This window comes from Streptomyces sp. NPDC042002 (assembly GCF_055588305.1).
Genome location: NZ_JBVJCT010000003.1, coordinates 410,649 through 423,049, shown reverse-complemented (window position 1 = coordinate 423,049; position 12,401 = coordinate 410,649). Strand labels below are relative to the sequence as shown.

General features: G+C 69.7%; 17 protein-coding genes. 1 reads left to right on the top strand and 16 read right to left on the bottom strand.

What is annotated here, in order from left to right:
• Positions 1-3: 3 nt before the first annotated feature.
• The 15 genes from ACZ6KY_RS07245 to ACZ6KY_RS07175 form a co-directional block, all read right to left on the bottom strand.
• Complete coding sequence (locus tag ACZ6KY_RS07245) at positions 4-1,467, bottom strand: tyrosine-type recombinase/integrase (RefSeq protein WP_469309315.1); 1,464 nt, start codon at positions 1,465-1,467, stop codon at positions 4-6.
• Positions 1,464-1,658, bottom strand: coding sequence for a helix-turn-helix transcriptional regulator (locus ACZ6KY_RS07240; protein WP_355209210.1), 195 nt, complete (start codon positions 1,656-1,658; stop codon positions 1,464-1,466). The genes ACZ6KY_RS07245 and ACZ6KY_RS07240 overlap by 4 nt, the downstream gene beginning before the upstream one ends.
• Complete coding sequence (locus ACZ6KY_RS07235; protein WP_469309314.1) at positions 1,655-2,812, bottom strand: AAA family ATPase; 1,158 nt, start codon at positions 2,810-2,812, stop codon at positions 1,655-1,657. The genes ACZ6KY_RS07240 and ACZ6KY_RS07235 overlap by 4 nt, the downstream gene beginning before the upstream one ends.
• Positions 2,809-3,708 (bottom strand): bifunctional DNA primase/polymerase, encoded by a 900-nt coding sequence (locus ACZ6KY_RS07230; protein ID WP_469309313.1) that lies wholly within the window; start codon positions 3,706-3,708, stop codon positions 2,809-2,811. Before ACZ6KY_RS07230 ends, ACZ6KY_RS07235 begins: the two co-directional genes overlap by 4 nt.
• 90 nt (positions 3,709-3,798) lie before the next feature.
• Positions 3,799-4,263 carry a hypothetical protein gene (locus tag ACZ6KY_RS07225; protein WP_469309312.1) on the bottom strand — a complete coding sequence of 155 codons (465 nt, stop codon included), beginning with the start codon at positions 4,261-4,263 and terminating at the stop codon, positions 3,799-3,801.
• 15 nt (positions 4,264-4,278) lie between these two features.
• A complete protein-coding gene (locus ACZ6KY_RS07220; protein WP_469309311.1) occupies positions 4,279-5,064 on the bottom strand; it encodes a deazapurine DNA modification protein DpdA family protein in 786 nt (261 codons plus the stop codon).
• Positions 5,058-5,666 (bottom strand): hypothetical protein, encoded by a 609-nt coding sequence (locus ACZ6KY_RS07215; RefSeq protein WP_469309310.1) that lies wholly within the window; start codon positions 5,664-5,666, stop codon positions 5,058-5,060. The genes ACZ6KY_RS07220 and ACZ6KY_RS07215 overlap by 7 nt, the downstream gene beginning before the upstream one ends.
• An 11-nt stretch (positions 5,667-5,677) precedes the next feature.
• The gene (locus tag ACZ6KY_RS07210; RefSeq protein WP_469309309.1) at positions 5,678-5,866 is read right to left on the bottom strand and encodes a hypothetical protein; all 189 of its coding nucleotides are present in this window, start codon (positions 5,864-5,866) and stop codon (positions 5,678-5,680) included.
• Positions 5,867-5,900: 34 nt separating this feature from the next.
• Complete coding sequence (locus tag ACZ6KY_RS07205; RefSeq protein WP_469309308.1) at positions 5,901-6,152, bottom strand: hypothetical protein; 252 nt, start codon at positions 6,150-6,152, stop codon at positions 5,901-5,903.
• Positions 6,153-6,293: 141 nt separating this feature from the next.
• The gene (locus ACZ6KY_RS07200) at positions 6,294-8,534 is read right to left on the bottom strand and encodes a P-loop NTPase family protein (protein ID WP_469309307.1); all 2,241 of its coding nucleotides are present in this window, start codon (positions 8,532-8,534) and stop codon (positions 6,294-6,296) included.
• A gap of 80 nt (positions 8,535-8,614) precedes the next feature.
• Positions 8,615-9,001 (bottom strand): RRQRL motif-containing zinc-binding protein, encoded by a 387-nt coding sequence (locus ACZ6KY_RS07195; protein WP_469309306.1) that lies wholly within the window; start codon positions 8,999-9,001, stop codon positions 8,615-8,617.
• Entirely contained in the window at positions 9,001-9,651 is a 651-nt protein-coding gene (locus ACZ6KY_RS07190; RefSeq protein WP_469309305.1) for a GGDEF domain-containing protein, read from the bottom strand. The genes ACZ6KY_RS07195 and ACZ6KY_RS07190 overlap by 1 nt, the downstream gene beginning before the upstream one ends.
• A complete protein-coding gene (locus ACZ6KY_RS07185; RefSeq protein ID WP_469309304.1) occupies positions 9,648-10,643 on the bottom strand; it encodes a DUF2637 domain-containing protein in 996 nt (331 codons plus the stop codon). The genes ACZ6KY_RS07190 and ACZ6KY_RS07185 overlap by 4 nt, the downstream gene beginning before the upstream one ends.
• The gene (locus ACZ6KY_RS07180) at positions 10,640-10,786 is read right to left on the bottom strand and encodes a hypothetical protein (RefSeq protein ID WP_469309303.1); all 147 of its coding nucleotides are present in this window, start codon (positions 10,784-10,786) and stop codon (positions 10,640-10,642) included. Before ACZ6KY_RS07180 ends, ACZ6KY_RS07185 begins: the two co-directional genes overlap by 4 nt.
• Positions 10,783-11,073, bottom strand: a complete 291-nt coding sequence (locus tag ACZ6KY_RS07175; RefSeq protein ID WP_469309302.1) for a hypothetical protein — start codon at positions 11,071-11,073, stop codon at positions 10,783-10,785. Before ACZ6KY_RS07175 ends, ACZ6KY_RS07180 begins: the two co-directional genes overlap by 4 nt.
• 161 nt (positions 11,074-11,234) lie before the next feature.
• Between ACZ6KY_RS07175 and ACZ6KY_RS07170 the strand changes: the two genes are divergently transcribed.
• A complete protein-coding gene (locus tag ACZ6KY_RS07170; RefSeq protein ID WP_469309301.1) occupies positions 11,235-11,630 on the top strand; it encodes a GntR family transcriptional regulator in 396 nt (131 codons plus the stop codon).
• A 217-nt stretch (positions 11,631-11,847) separates the two neighbouring features.
• Here ACZ6KY_RS07170 and ACZ6KY_RS07165 read toward each other — a convergent pair whose 3' ends face one another.
• Entirely contained in the window at positions 11,848-12,381 is a 534-nt protein-coding gene (locus ACZ6KY_RS07165) for a flavoprotein (protein WP_469309403.1), read from the bottom strand.
• Positions 12,382-12,401 lie beyond the last annotated feature (20 nt).

The window sequence follows — 12,401 nt, the reverse complement described above, 5'->3', positions numbered from 1 at the left end:
TGACTATGCCATGTCTCCGTCTTCTTCCAGGAACTTGGCAATCTTTTCGTTGGCCACTTCCTCGTGACCATCGATGCAGCCGTGATAGCGGCGGTGGATCACCTCGGGGGAGTTGCCGACCCGCCGGGCTACCTCAGCGATCGGGACCCCGGCGTTCAACCACCGCGTGATGCAGGCGTGCCGCAGGTCGTACGGGCGCCCGGCGAGCGGCGATTCGACGCGGTCCGGCGGGAGGGCGAACAGTCGCGCTTCCTCCCACACACGCCAGTACGTGGATGAGCCGACGACTCCCCCGCGCTCATTTCCGAACACGCGCCGCTCCTTGGCGGTCCCGAACTCCTTCAGGTGGGCCCGGAGGATGGCGACCAGAACGGGCGGGATGGGCACCGGGCGGTCGGTATCGGACTCGCGAGCCTTCAGGCCACGGCGGTCGTGCCGTTCCCCGGAGTCGGTCCACTGCTTGCCCGAGACAGGGCGCGTCTCTTTCAGCGTCAACGTGCCCCAACCCGCCTCCGGGAGATGGCAGTCAGAGATCCTCAGCCCGACCGCCTCAGCGGGCCTGAGTCCTGCGTAGTACAGGACCGCGTAGAACGCCACCAGGCGGCGCCCGCGGTTGCGGTCCCACGAGCCGACGTAGGAGACGGCGGTGAGCAACTGGCGCCCCTGTATGGCGTTCACGAGTACTCGGCGGTCCACCACACCACCGGAGCCCACGCGCTTCCCGCGGGCTCCTTGGAGCGGGTTCTCTGGGAGTTCCTTGGCGGCTACTGCGTGTTCGAGGGCCGTGTTCAAGGCGCGCCGCCGCCGTCTGTGCGTCTCTCCCGCCGCCGGGGTGCCGTCCAGCCGATAGCTGAGGCGGTACACCACGTCCTCGAACACCTCAAGGTCAATCAGGTCGACAACCGGTCTGTCCTGCGTCGTGAGCCACTCGTAGGCGGCTTTCAGCTCGGCCGGCGGTTCCTCCCCCGCGTTCGCGGGGACGATCCCCCACCGGAAGGCCAGCCGCAGGTCCTTGTCGTCAGGAGCGTCGTCCCCGTGCTTCACCATGGCCAGGGCCACGGCCGCGAGTGCGTCCGCGATGCCTTCACGCGTCTTTGCGGCGCTCATGCGCCACCGCCCGGCGACGTACTTCCGGCAGAACTCGAACCACCGCAACGACGGCTCGGTCTCAGCCGCCGTTGCCGCCGCTTCAGCCGCCGCGCGGACTTCGGATTCAGGCTGTCCGCTCGCGATCTCGAACGCCTCACCCCGACGCATGGCCTGTCGGAGCTCCGAGCGTCGGCTCTCGGCGAGTGCCGAGGTGGCGAACGTCGCGCTGTTCACCTTCCCGCCCACGACCCACCGGAGTTGGTACGGCCGCGCTTTGCGGTCGACCTTCGTGACCTTCCACAGCCGGACGTCGAGGGAGTACCCCGGCCGGGCCTCCCCGTGGGGGCGGAGAGCCGGGGTGTCTTCGGTCGTGCTCACGCGGCGTCCTCCCGCTCCGCAAGCCACCGCTCGTATTCCGACCTGCGGATGCGCACGTCGCCGTTCGGCAGCTTGATCGAGCGCGGGCCCTTCCCGAGTTGACGCCACCGGTAGAAGGTCGACGGAGCCACCTTCAGATCAGTGATGACCTCGGCGACGGTCAACTTCTCGTCCAGCGCGCGGCCGCTCATACCGCCGTCCCTTCGGCTTCGCTCGACCCGGACAGCCCGGACAGCTCCAATTCCGACTGTCCGGGTCGTTCTTGCAGCTCAGGTGGGTTAACCGGACAGCCGGACAGTCCGGACACCTCCGGGGCGCCCTGTGTCCGGGTCTCGGTGTCCGGGTAGTACCGGCCGCTGGCGTCCCTGGTGAGCTGTCCCGCCTCGGCCATGCGCGCGCAGGTCCGGCGGATCGTGTCCATGTCTACGTGCGGCAGCTCGCCCGCCATGTCCTTGGGCTTCGCACCGGGATGCGCACGGACGTACCGGAGGATCGTGGCTCGGGTGTCACCGACGGTGTGGTCGGTGGCCGGGCCGTCCAGCAAATGCCAGGCTCCGGAGGCGGGTTGGAAGCTGAGGGCGTACTCGGCTTCGTCCACGTCGCGGCCGGTGACGTGCAGGATGCCGTCCGCCTGCCCGCGCGCCCGCTTCAATACGAGCGTTGCGTCCGCGGCGCCCGCGATGCCGTTGGTCCCGGAGACCTCCGTCAGGAAGTCGTCCGAGCCTGCCTTGCGGACGTGGTGGACCAGAACGACAGCAATGCCGTAGTGATCCGCAAGGCGCTTCGCGTAGCCGACGGAGACGTAATCCGCGTCGTACGCCGAGACGCCGGCCGGGGCCTGGCCGCGCATCTTGGCGAACACATCGATGACGACCATGCGGGCGTCGGGGTTGCGGTCCAACCACTGTGCGATGGCCTCGGTTCCGCCCTGCGGGAAAGGCGGGCATTCGGTGACCAGGGTCAGCCCGGCGGGCGCCGGCTGTCCGCCCAAGAGCTTGCCCATCCGGGTCTGAAGGCGGCGCGGGGTGTCCTCCAGTGCAAGGTAGAGCACGGGGCCGCCCTGGACGGGGACGGAGTCGAACGCTTGCCCTCCGGCTGCGACCGCGAGGGCGAGTCCGAGCGAGAGCCAGGATTTGCCGACCTTGGGCGGTCCGGCGAGCAGGCTGACGCCTTCGGCGAGGATGCCGGGCACGGCCCATTTCGGCTCGGGGAAGTCCGCGGCCATGAGCTGATCGGCCGTCCACGCGGTCCGCGGACGCTCCCGCTTCAGCGGCGGCACGGTCGGCTGTTGGGGGTCGCTGGGTACGGAGTACAGGTGCAGGGGCGGGATCGGGTTGGCGTTCATGCCGCGACCGTCCGGGGTCGGCGGGCTCCGGCCCGCAGGCCAGAGGCGATGGTGCGGCGTGCCTCGCGCTCTCCCTGGCCGACCTGAAGGGCTGCGGTCAGAAGCCAGCCGGTCACGTCGGCTTCGCCCAACTCGCCCCCAGCGACAAGCTGTCCGAGGGCAACGGAGGCGATGTAGAGGGCGTTGTTGTGCTGGTCTTCGCCGGAGGTGGTGACCCGCTCGACTTCCCCGTTGACCGCGGCCCGTAGGAACCCGGCACGACGGCCGCGACCGGACAGAGCAACCGTGACGGGCTTTTGTGGGGGCAGCGGGGCGGGGCGCAGGAGTTCGGCGATCCAGCCCGGCAACGGCGCAGCGGGGGCGTCGTGGGTGACCTTGTAGGGGCGTCCGTTGAAGGTGCTGCCCGCGCCGACGACGAGTCCGCCGGTGGCGCGGGTGTCGACCTTCCAGCCGAGCCCGCGGGCGCTGTCACCAGCGGTGTTGCGCAGGGGTTCGCCGTCGAGGGCGGTGAAGTAGAGGTGGGTGCCGCCGCTCCAGGTGCGGACCGTGTACGTGTCGGCGGGGAAGGGCTGGCCGTGGCGTTCGCAGAGCACTGCGAGGACGTCGGCGCCGTCGGTGACACCGTGTTCGGCCCAGTGCGCCGGCGGGGTGTCGTCGGCGTGCTTGGGCCGGTCCAGGTCGATGACAACCAGGGTCGAGGGCCCGGTGGCGATGCCGAGGTTGAAGGCGCCGACGGACCACGCGACGGTGATGCGGTCCGGGTCGATGGTGGCGCGGGGCTCCCAGTCGGTGAGGGCGGGGCGCTTGTCTCCGGGGATCAGTGGGAAGACGTGCCAGCCTCGTGACGCTGCGTCGAGCGCTGAGGTGAGCTGGGCAGAGCCGTCCGTGTGCGGCATGCTGAAGGTTCCTGTTCTCTCTTTTCGGGTGGACAGGGAGAACCGCGGCGGCGGGCGACCTTGCTGGGGAGTCCCGCCGCCGCGGCGTTGCTACTGGTTCTTGGCCCAACAGGCGTATTCGCGGCGGACGTAACTGCGAGGGGCGCAGATGACGTCCGTGCCGTCCAGGCGCATCAGGTGCTCGGCCGCTTCGGTCGCGGCCTCGCATGCAACGCCGTGGACGTTGTCGGCCTCGCCCTGAAGGGCGATGCGGTCCAGTAAGGCGGCTTTGCGGAGCCAGAAGTCACGCGGCAGTCGCACGCCGAACGGCTTGTCGGCAGCGGTCTGGGCGGTCCATCCGATTTCGCGGGTGATGCTCGGGGCGAGCGCGTAGGCGTCTTCCGGTGTGGGCGCGGGTGCGGGGTGGCTGCGGTGGTCGGCGGTGACGTACAGCCGTATCCGCTTGCCGTCACGGGCGAGGTGCCGGCGTACAGGGCCGGTGTTGAGCGCTGCGGACAAAGCCGCGGTGACTCGGTCGGTGTCGGCTGGATCGCAGATGACGCGGATCTCGAACACGGGGGGTTCCTTTTCTCAGGCGGCGTGGTCGGTGGTGTCGGCGCTCAGCGGGGGTTGGTGCCAGGGCGGCAGGGTGGTCAGGGTCCGGGTGCGCCACTGGAGCGCGTAGGGAAGGCAGTTGGCGCAGTTCTTGTGGCTGTGGCCGGGCAGGGGAGGTTTGCGGCGGGCGTCGTAGGACCAGGCGAGGGAGTCGGCTGAGGTGAGGTCGTGCCCGCAGCTGCGCAGGCCGAGGGTCTTGAAGCCGAAGCCGTGCAGGTTCAGCCCTCGCGCGGCGAGGGTGGTGACGATGGCGGTGGCTTCCCCGGTGGCCTGGCGGCGGCAGACGGAGCCGAGCCCGACGACGGGTTCGGCGGCCAGGTCGATACCGGCCTGCTGGTAGGCGTCGGCGCAGGCGAGGTAGTCGTGCAGTTGCCAGCCCTGGAGGACCGGGATGATGGGCAGATCCGGTGCCGCCTCGCGCAGGTGAAGGTAGTTGTCGATGGTGCGCCGCTGGTGTTCGCTGACGCTCAAGCCGGTCAGGCCGGTGATCCAGGGCTCGCACATCCAGTCCATGGGCGCGGCCCACGCCAACTGGCCGATCTCGTCCCGGAAGCGGCGGACCGCGGTGAGGTAGCTGCGGGCGGGGGTGCGCCAGGTGCCGTGCATGGACAGTTCGGTGAAACCGCCGGAGTCCAGGGCCCACGGCGCTATCGCACGCGGCAGCGTGCGGCGGGCCGCAAGGCGTCGGTAGGACACGAACAGCGGCACGTTCGCGGTGCCCAGCCAGCCGGGCTGATGAGTACCGAGGAAGAACCTCACCACGCCCTCCGATCGTCGGCGGCGGGAAGCTGCGGAAGCCCCACCTCGATGAGCGCCTGCGCGTCGAAGCCGGGCAGCGCGGCACGGGCGGTCAGCGCCTGCGCGAGCTGCTCGGCATATGCGGCACCGGTGCGGGCTACCTCAATCTGCGTGGTGCCGCGGATGGTCTCGACCCGCTCGATGTGGGCCCGTTCCTCGCGGCGGTCGCCAACGTGCCGCTCGTGCGCGACCCGCTCGCGGCGGTCGGTGCGCCAGTAACGAGCGGCGAGCCCGTAGGCACCGGCGGTCGCGACGGACCACAGCAGCAGCGGGAGCGGGAGCCCGTCGGCGTATCCGGCGACGCCAGCGAAGGCGAGCGCTCCGGAGGCGGCGAATGCGGTGCCCGCGATGGCGCTATCTTCGGCCGGGCCGATGCTCGCGCAGGCCCCGGCCGCTGCGGCGGCAAGGGAGAGCGTGGTCATCAACACGGCGTTCCCGAAGCTGTGTTCGGCGCCGTTGGCGTTCCAGATCCGGGCCAGGATCAGCACGGTGGACGTCGCCACGGCGGGCGCGGCCTTTGGGGCGATGATGGCGAGCCAGTGGCGCGCCACGATCTGTTCGTTCACGACTGGGTTCCTCACAGGTTGGGGAGCGCGTTGATGACGGCGCTCATGAGGGCGTTGACGGTGGCGGAGGCGCCGGTTGAGGCGAGGTAGAAGCCGAACATCACGGCGACGAACGCCCCGCCCGCCTTGAGCGATCCGGAACGGATGAGGACAGCGAGCAAGAGACCGAAGAGCAAGGCCAGGGAGACGGTCACAGCCATGGGGCGGACTCCTTTCAGTGCGGGGTGGGATGGGTCAGTGGGTGCCTGCGCGGTAGATCCGTGAGGCGCGGTTGTAGATCCATCGGCCGATGCGGACGCGTTTGCCGCGGCCCTTGCAGCGGCGGCAGTGCTTGCCGCGTTTGGGCCGTCCCTTGCGGTCGGTGGTGGTGGCGAAGCCGAAGCCGTTGCACTTGCGGCAGGTGCCGAACGGGCTCCCCGCACACAGAGTGACGTAACAGAGTGTGATGGCGAGTAGGCATGCGATAGCGAGGGCTATGGGGGTCATCGAGGTCCCTCCAGGGCCGTTTTTCAGGGTTCTCGCAGGTGGGGTGCTATCCGCTAGATCCCTGATCGGATGCTGTTTGGGGTGCTAGCGGGGGTGCTACCGGTAGCAGGCGGGCCCGCTACCGGTAGCGGTGGTTCAGGGCTAGGCGGCACCCCGGTTTCCGTCACGCTCCGCAATCGCGGTGGTGAGGTCGTCGCGGACGATTCCGCGGCGGGTAGTGCGCTCGCCGTCGTCGGTGGTCCCGGCGATACCGGTGGTCTTGATGCCGTGCGGCTTGAGCGCGGAGGTGACGTTCTCGCCCTTCCAGCCGCCGTAGATCTCCGGCCGCAACTCCGCGAGGCGGGCGGCGATCCGCTCGTTCCACACCCGCTTCTCCGAGGCCGGCACGACCGCGGCCACGTCGGCGAGCAGGTCGTAGGACGGTCCGGCCGCGCTCTCGGCTTCCTCGCCGATGGCGACGCCGGACAGGGTGCCCTCGGCCTTGCGCAGCGCGAGGGCGCGCTGCGCGATCGCGTGGGTGGCGTTGTCGTCCAGGTAGGCGGTGCGCACCACGACCGGCAGCGCGCCGGCGCCTCCGAGGTAGCCGTTACCGGCGTCGATCTCCGGGCGGAACGAGGTGGCGCGCACCCCGTTCTTGTACGCGGACGTGCCGAGGATCATGTCGTTCTCGACCTGCCCGGCCACCCGGAGGCAGAAGCGGATGGACACGTTGCCGCTGATCCCGGTGGGCAGTGAGTCCTTGTCCGGGCGCTGGGTTGCGAGGATCAGGATCACCCCGAGGGCACGGCCCAGCTTGATGATGAACTCAGCATCCTCACCTGCCTGTTTACCGTACTTGGAGTGGGCGAACAGGTTCTGGCACTCATCGAACACGGCCAGCAGCGGCCACAGCTTGAGCGAGCGCTTATCGGCGATGGAGCGGGTAATGCGCTTGTCCGGGCACAGGTCCCGCGGCAGCTTCTTGATCGCGGCTGCGCGGCGCATGACCTCGGCGCGCAGCAGCTTGAGCGAGTCGGCCGCGTACTCGATCGCTTCGTCATGGATGCCGGAGACGAACCGGTGCGAGACGCATTCGAGTTCGTCCAGGTCGCCAGTGCCCTTGTTCTCGTGCAGCCACAGTTCTACCGACGGGTCCAGCGCCGCCCCGCAGGCCAGCACCCGGACGGAGGCGGTCTTGCCCTGGCCGGGCTGGGAGCCGATCAGCACGTTGTGCTGGATCAGCGGGACCGCCTGAGCCCGTCCGCGCGGGTCGATGCCGAACGGCACCCGCTTGAACACGTCGTGCCGGCGGGCGTTGGCCAACTGCCACTTGACGATGCCAGTCTTGGACAGGTCCCGGTCCCCGACCCACAGGATCAGGCGTCCCTCGTGCTCGTTGGGGTCGGCGTCCGGCCACACGCACCCCAGCGGTCGGCGCAGGCCGGAAGCGAGCCGGGCCCGCCGGTCGGCCACGTCCGCCGGGGTCACACCGAGCGGCAGGTCGATGTCGGCGCGCCAGCCCGGTCCCTCGCGGGTGATCGGGGCGACGAACTTGATGCCGTCGTGCCCCTTGGCCACCGCGGACGTGATCTGGCCGATGCCGATGGAAGCCATGGCCTTGACCACGATGTCGCTGGTCAGCTTCTGCACCTCGGTCTTGACGACCGCGCGGGTCGCCAGCGGCGCATCGGCCGGCGCCCCGGCCAGCCCGAAGCCGAGCACCGCCACCGTGGCGGCGATGACCTGCGTCATCGGCTCCGCCCCGTAGACCAGGAACAGAGCAAGTCCGAGAGCGAAGACGGCACCAAGAACGGTAAGAATCATCCGCAGGCGTACACGCCGGTCCCGCTGCCGGGAGAGTTTCAGGTACTCATCCACCTGCTCGTTCGTGGCCGTGTACTGCCGCAGCGCCTCGCCCTCGGCGTCCACGGACCAGCGGCCCACCTTGCCAAGGGTGTTGAGGGCGCCGCGCGGGGCGCGCCACATCACTTTGGGCAGGTAGACGAACGGCACGCGGATCGCGTGGAAGGCGACGGTGTGCCAGGCGTGCCCGGCCAGCCAGCCGAGCGCTTCCCTAAACTCCGCGGCCGACTTGAGCCAGGCCGGGAAAACGTCCAGCCGCTTGGAGTTCTTGATCCGGTCGATGACACCAGGCCCGGACACGGTCGGCACGGTGCTGTCGACCAGGGTCGGCCGTCCGTCGGCCGACTCGGTCGGCTCCGGGTCGGCCGACTGCGACGGACCGGAGTCGGCCGACGGGTCGGGGCTCGGGTCGGTCGACTCGCCGCGCGCGGTACGGGCCTTGCCGAGGTCGACCACCTCACCCCCGGACGGGGCGCCGGGGTCGGTCATTTCGGCTTCCAGTCGGTTGAAGAGTTCGTTGTCGTCGTCGGGGTGTTTCACTAACAGTTCCTTCTCTCGGGAGGGAAAGGGCGGGCCCGGCCGTCGCTGTAGGAGGTGGGCGGTCGGGCCCGCCGCGGGGGTCATGCGGCGCGCTGTTCCTCGGGGTAGGCGCAGGAAACGCACGTTCCGAGCGAGGTCGGGATGACGTATCCGGCGTCCAACCGGCACTGCGGGCAGGTGCGGCGGGCGAGCATCGCCAGGGCGAGCGCGCCCCACTTGCGGGAGGTCATCGGCCGCACCGGGCGGGCGCGGTCGACGCGGTAGAGGTAGGCGACCTGCACCCCCGCTTTCCGGCCCCGGTGCTGGCGCATCACCTGCGCGGCTACCGGCTGACCGCCGGGCCGCAGTCCGCGGTCCCGGAGCTGACGGCGAGTGGCGTAGCCGTCCGGGGCGAAGCGCCACGGGTAGGTGGGGACCCCGAACCGGGCGCCGTTGGGGTCGTAGCACTTGCCGAACGCCGTGGACATCAGGCCCCCACCCCGGCAACCGGCGCGTCAGTGCGGGCGCCGGTCCGGCTGGCACGGCGACCGGCAACGGTGGTGAACAGCCAGCCCAGCCCCACGCGTCGCGTTCCGGCGCGGGACTGCTTGGCCGCGTACATCGCCTCATCCGCCCGCCGCAGCAGCCCCGACAGGCCGTCGTCGGGGAAGTCCGCTGCGCGCACCCAGCCGAGCGAGACCGTGGTCCGCATGGCCGGGTCCTGGCCGTCGACCGGGCGGGCGAGCACGCCGTGCAGGACAGCGAGTAGATCACCCGCGGTGCCGTGGTCGTCGATGACGACGGCGGCGAACTCATCTCCCCCGAGCCGCCCGGCCACACCGGAGTCCTGGACGTAGTGGGTGAGCCGGTCCGCAGTCGCCTTCAACAGCGCGTCCCCGGCCGCATGCCCGAACGTGTCGTTGATCTGCTTGAAGCGGTCCACGTCAGCCAGCACCACCACCGCGCGCGGGTCCTTGAGCAGAACCGTGGCGCGACGGGTGAATCCGTCCCGGGTCCGTAAGCCGGTCAGCGGATCACGCCGTGCCGTGTCGAGACGGGCCCACAGCCTCCAGGCGTGGACAACCCAGCCCGCAGCGGGGGCCAGTGCGGAGAGCAGGACGGTGGCCGGGGTGCTCATGCTGCCGCCCCCTCGCCGCGCTCGCCGTCGTCGGTGCTGTCGATGGGGTGCAGGCGCCGGCCGTCCGCGCGCTCACTGAGCAGCAGGTCCCGCAGCACGCGGGAGTTCGCGGCCGAGCAGTGCAGCGTGGTGCGGATCGCTTCGGCGTTGATCGCGTCGTCCGCCCACCCGGCCGTGGCCTCGCGGGCTTCGGCGAGCAGTTCAGCGGGAGTCCGCGATGCCTTGCCGGTCTTGGTTTTCGGCTTCGCGGTGCGCTTGCGCGGCGCCTGGGGCGTCTCCTGCTTCGGCAGCTCCGCGTCCTGCGGCGGAACCGGCGGCAGGTCGTCACTGGCCGGGGCCAGCTCGCCCAGCTTCAACAGCACCCGCTCCGGCCGCGGAGTCTTGGAACGCCACCGCCAGCCGAACCGCTCGCGCAGCTCCGCACGGGCCAGCTGCCGCTCACGCTCCCGCCCCAGCGCGTCCACGTAGGACGTGACCTCCCACAGCGTCATGCGCCGCCACAGGGCGAACGTCGACAGTGGGGCGAGCAGCCAGCGAGAGCGGCGGATCTTCTCCATCCGCCGGCCGGTGACGGCGCCGATCCGGGAGGCGTAGACGTGCGCGGCCACCTCGGACAGGACCACCCACAACAGCGGCATCGTGCCGTGCGCGAGCTTCGCGGACAGCGACTGCCCGGCCGCGATGTTCAGCCAGCACGTCACCCCGGTCAGCGCCCACGGCACGAACCGCACCCACCCCAGCGGCATGTCCGTACGGATCAGCAGCAGGAACGCCGCGGTGAACACCGGGATGGCCGTATCGATACCGACCGGCAGCATCCACGGAGAGGCGAACCCCCAGCGCGCTCCGGCCGCGGACACGGCCTCGAAGGAAGAGGCCAGGCCCAGGCCGCCGACCCCGGCCGCGAGCAAGGCGACCGCGCCTAACAGCCACAGTTCCGGCGTCGTCAGCGGCGGCACGGCCGGACGCTCGATGGTCTCCGGCGCGCTCATGCGCTCTCACCGTCCTGCGAGGCCCGGAGTTGGGCCTCCATCAGTTCGGCTTCCACGTCGCCGACCTGGCCGTCGAGCATGCGCTGATAGACGGCTTCGCTCTCCAGGAACATGCGGTCCTGGAAGTTCGGGTCCTCGCTCATGCCGCCGCCCCCTTGCGCACCGGGCGGCGGCCGGCGGGACGGGTCAGCGGGATGACGTTGAACAGCTCCGGCGCGTACGCCTCGATCGCCTCAGCAGCGATCCGGCTCACGTCGTCGGGCAGATGCGGGTTGTCGGCGAGGATGTCGCGCGCCGCATCCAAGCGAGCCGCGCGCTCTTCGTCCGTCTCACCCTCCACCCCGAGCCACAGCTCAACCGGGGTGCCAAGGGCGAGTTCTACGAAGTCATCAGCGGAAAACGCCTGTTGATGGCCTACGTATGTGCGCATGGACGTTCTCCAGGGTCGAAGGAGCAGGGAGAGCCGCGACGTCGGGCGACCTTGCTGGGGAGTCCCGCGTCGCAATTTCAGATTGACCCATGTCAATCTGACTGTCAACAGGGTCGGACCGAGAACCGGAGATTGACCTAGGTCCAGCTACTCTCGGACCTATGGAGCAGAGCCCAGACGCGCGCAGGCAGGCACCCACGGCCAAGGAGATCGCTGCGGAGTTCCGCGAGAAAATCACGGGACCGCGCCCCGGGTACGACCCTGGAGATCAGCTTCCCGCCGCTCGCAAACTTGCCAAAGACCTCGGCGTACAGCTCATGACTGTGCAGAGCGCGTATGGCCAACTCCGCGACGAGGGGCTGGTTCTCACTCAACAAGGCCGCGGAACGTTCGTCCGTGACCCATCGCTGCCGCTCGGGACCGAGCCAGGCAGCAGTCCGGCGTTCACCGCCCTCGCGGCAGAACTCAGCTCGATTCATGACGCACTTCGCCTGCTCGGTGAGCGTCTGGACCGCCTGGAACACCTTGTCGGCGACGAGACTCCACCCTCGCAGTGAGTTCATCCGCACGCCTCACCAGCTGCTCTGCCGTGGCGCGCGCCTTGCTCAAACTCGCTTCGATCACGGCAAGTTCCGCAGGAGTTAAGCCTCCTAACTCGCCGATCCGATCATCGATCCCTGACATGCCAACGAGCATGCGGCCCTCAACAGGCGAGGACCCGGACAGAGTGTCCGGGTCCTCTTTTTCTTGCAGGTCAAGGAGGTTGACTGGGCGTCAGAGAGTAGCCGCATCCACGGCGTCCAGCACGGCTGCCCACGGCAGGTCCCGTCCGGCCGGCGCTTCCCTTGGCTCGTACAACGGCCAGACATCGGGGCCATAGACGATACGAACTCCCCCGGCAACGAGGACGTCCACGTGGCCCTGCCACGCGGGATGGCGGGCATGCGCCGCGTTCACGCGCGGGAAGACGACAACCGGTAGACCGAGGGTGCCGATAGCCTCACCAACCTGGGTCAGAGCCTGGTTGTCCATCAGGCCGACCGCGAGCTTGGCAACCATGTTGGCCGAAGCAGGAGCGACCGCGTAACAGTCGACCGCTGGATGCGGTCGAGCCTCACCAGGCAGACGCGGTTCGTCACGCACAGGCAGGCCGGTGAGCTTTTCCAGCCGGTCAACCTCGCCGCTCATCCGCAGCCACTGACCAGCAGTCGGCGTCAGAGTGACAGCCACCTGCCAACCTCGCGCCATCGCTGGCTCGACAAGGCCAGTACGCAGCTCCTCTACACCTCCAGCCGCCGATCCGACCACGCCGAGCACCCCGCGCTTGC

What these genes read in the sequence shown, in the direction of transcription:
- ACZ6KY_RS07185 (WP_469309304.1), bottom strand. Translation starts at nt 10,643, where the DNA reads ATGAGCGCGCCGGAGACCATCGAGCGTCCGGCCGTGCCGCCGCTGACG.
- ACZ6KY_RS07170 (WP_469309301.1), top strand. Translation starts at nt 11,235, where the DNA reads ATGGAGCAGAGCCCAGACGCGCGCAGGCAGGCACCCACGGCCAAGGAG.
- ACZ6KY_RS07180 (WP_469309303.1), bottom strand. Translation starts at nt 10,786, where the DNA reads ATGAGCGAGGACCCGAACTTCCAGGACCGCATGTTCCTGGAGAGCGAA.
- ACZ6KY_RS07175 (WP_469309302.1), bottom strand. Translation starts at nt 11,073, where the DNA reads ATGCGCACATACGTAGGCCATCAACAGGCGTTTTCCGCTGATGACTTC.
- ACZ6KY_RS07195 (WP_469309306.1), bottom strand. Translation starts at nt 9,001, where the DNA reads ATGTCCACGGCGTTCGGCAAGTGCTACGACCCCAACGGCGCCCGGTTC.
- ACZ6KY_RS07240 (WP_355209210.1), bottom strand. Translation starts at nt 1,658, where the DNA reads ATGAGCGGCCGCGCGCTGGACGAGAAGTTGACCGTCGCCGAGGTCATC.
- ACZ6KY_RS07235 (WP_469309314.1), bottom strand. Translation starts at nt 2,812, where the DNA reads ATGAACGCCAACCCGATCCCGCCCCTGCACCTGTACTCCGTACCCAGC.
- ACZ6KY_RS07230 (WP_469309313.1), bottom strand. Translation starts at nt 3,708, where the DNA reads ATGCCGCACACGGACGGCTCTGCCCAGCTCACCTCAGCGCTCGACGCA.
- ACZ6KY_RS07205 (WP_469309308.1), bottom strand. Translation starts at nt 6,152, where the DNA reads ATGACCCCCATAGCCCTCGCTATCGCATGCCTACTCGCCATCACACTC.
- ACZ6KY_RS07210 (WP_469309309.1), bottom strand. Translation starts at nt 5,866, where the DNA reads ATGGCTGTGACCGTCTCCCTGGCCTTGCTCTTCGGTCTCTTGCTCGCT.
- ACZ6KY_RS07190 (WP_469309305.1), bottom strand. Translation starts at nt 9,651, where the DNA reads ATGAGCACCCCGGCCACCGTCCTGCTCTCCGCACTGGCCCCCGCTGCG.